Genomic DNA, 2,350 nt, shown 5'->3' on the forward strand with positions numbered 1-2,350 from the left:
TCTTGTTGGACCTTCCTCATGGGATTATAAAGAAAAATATTTTGTACTGGCATCACCAAATGAGAAAGGGGATGGTACAGTGCCGGTACAGGCGGGTCGTATTAAAGCCAGAAGTTTACGTAGCCTGCTGGCAACGGAGGTGGATCACGAAGGGGCGTATAAAGAGGATAAAGAAACTAAAGATAGCAAAGCCCGGTTATTTACCCTGCGTGCAATTGTGAAGATGGTTCAGGGGGTGAAAATTGAATAAGAAGAATGCCTTATTTATTTTGTTGGTTACCTATATTCTGTGGTGGTATTTCCCTACCCCTTATCATCACCCTATTTTAACTGAGAAGGAAAAGCGAATGACGACCGAACTGTTAGCAAATATGCAAACCCGTTGTGTGGGCCGTTATCTGGTTGATATCCCCGTAGCATTTGGCAATATCCTTCATGATGGGATATTTATTGGTGATGCAAAAATAGAAACCAAACGTTTATATCTGCCTGCCTTTGAACAGCGGATACAATTAAGGGAGCAGGAATTAAAGACAACTAAAACTGTCGATCCGAAAGATATGCCCTTTTTGAAAAAAGTCTATCGCCTTGAAGGAAATCTAAAAGGTGTGATTTTTGATAGAAATGAAAATATTGATGAACCTGGTTTTGGGAGAGTGCTGGAAGCGCATTTATATAATAATGGTGTCGCATTTAAAATTGTAATGGAAATGTTGGATCTGTCTGATATTAAATATGCTGATGATAGGGAAGACTTTATCAAAGCACAGATTAGTGAAAGTGAATTAAATACCACAGTTAGAACTCTGGTGAAAATGAAGGAGTTATTATCTAGAATCAGCGGCAGAAAGGACACAGAAATCCCCACGATAGCAGGAACCTGTATCCCGGACGGATTTATTACTGGTAGTAGTAATGAGAAAGAGAATATAACCTTTGTTTATCAAGGGAATGGAAATGATCATTTTAAATTTAGGATTGAAATATTTAATGATCTTAAAGAGGAAAGTAATTTGTTAGATCGTATTAGTGGAATGGAAGGGATGTTATTAGCTATGCGGGTCAAGACAATAAGGAAAGGAAAAAGGGAAATGAACGGTACTAACGGGGAAGAATTTTTAACAACAGGTTCGGAAGGGATGTTATCGGAACCTGACACTAAGATTCCTCAATATATGTTCGAATTAATTGCTAATGAAACGGTAGGGGATTATAGAAACCCCTTTGTTAGTATTAGTTTGAGTAATGACAGAGAGTCGCCAACGCCATATAGTGAAAATGAACTAGTAGCATTTTGGGATGCGGTAACGAAGACCTTTCGTAAAAGACCGGGTGCTTTCGGCGAGCGATGAAAATACGCTTTAAATTAACTCCCTTATAGGGATATAAGGGTAAAAAATAGGGTGGAAATATAAAGATAATGAGTAATTTTCAGTCGTCAAGATGGTTAAAGAGGTGAAAATTGAATAAGAAAAATGCCTTATTTATTTTAGTGGTTACCTATATTCTGTGGTGGTATTTCCCTACCCCTTATCATCACCCTATTTTAACTGAGAAGGAAAAGCGAATGACGACCGAACTGTTAGCAAATATGCAAACCCGTTGTGTGGGCCGTTATCTGGTTGATATCCCCGTAGCATTTGGCAATATCCTCCATGATGGGATATTTATTGGTGATGCAAAAATAGAAACCAAACGTTTATATCTGCCTGCCTTTGAACAACGGATACAATTAAGAGAGCAGGAATTAAAAGCGACTAAATATGTTGACCCAAAAAATATGCCATTTTTAAAAAAAGTCTATCGTCTCCAGGGGGATTTGCTGGGTGTGATTTTTGATAGGAACCAGGACACCAGCGCTCCTGGTTATGCCAGAATATTAGAAGCGCATTTATATAATAATGGGGTTGCCTTTATCATCACAATGAAATTTATTGAGTTATCAGATGATAAGTATAAAGCAGACAGAGATGATTATATCCGAGGTGGATTTTCTGAAAGAGAATATAATGAGTTGTATCAAACTCTGGAAAGAATGAATAGACTTCTTTCCAGAATCAGCGGCAGAAAGGATACAGAAATCCCCACAATGGCAGGAACCTGTATCCCGGACGGATTTATTACTGGTAGTAGTAATGAGAAAGAGAATATAACCTTTGTCTATCAGGGAAATGAAAGTAACCATTTTAATTTCAGTATTGAAATACTGAATGATCTTAAAGAGAAAGACAATATGCTGGATCGTATTGGTGGAATGGAAGGGATGTTATTAGCTATGCGGGTCAAGACAATAAGGAAAGGGAAGCGGAAAATTAACGGTACTCATACGGAGGAAATTTTAGCGGCAGGT

The 2,350-nt window shown here is 38.0% G+C and carries 2 protein-coding genes and 1 pseudogene; all 3 read left to right on the forward strand.

From position 1 onward, the window contains the following. Positions 1-250: pseudogene (locus D3222_RS24205) on the forward strand (esterase/lipase family protein); the annotation flags it as partial. Next, the gene (locus D3222_RS24210; RefSeq protein WP_118988319.1) at positions 243-1,352 is read left to right on the forward strand and encodes a T6SS immunity protein Tli4 family protein; all 1,110 of its coding nucleotides are present in this window, start codon (positions 243-245) and stop codon (positions 1,350-1,352) included. The pseudogene D3222_RS24205 and the gene D3222_RS24210, both read left to right, overlap by 8 nt. 215 nt (positions 1,353-1,567) lie before the next feature. Continuing rightward, on the forward strand, positions 1,568-2,350 hold a 783-nt coding region (locus D3222_RS24215), incomplete at its 3' end, for a T6SS immunity protein Tli4 family protein (protein ID WP_157975441.1).

This window comes from Photorhabdus sp. CRCIA-P01 (assembly GCF_003545805.1).
GTDB classification, from domain to species: Bacteria; Pseudomonadota; Gammaproteobacteria; order Enterobacterales; family Enterobacteriaceae; genus Photorhabdus; species Photorhabdus antumapuensis.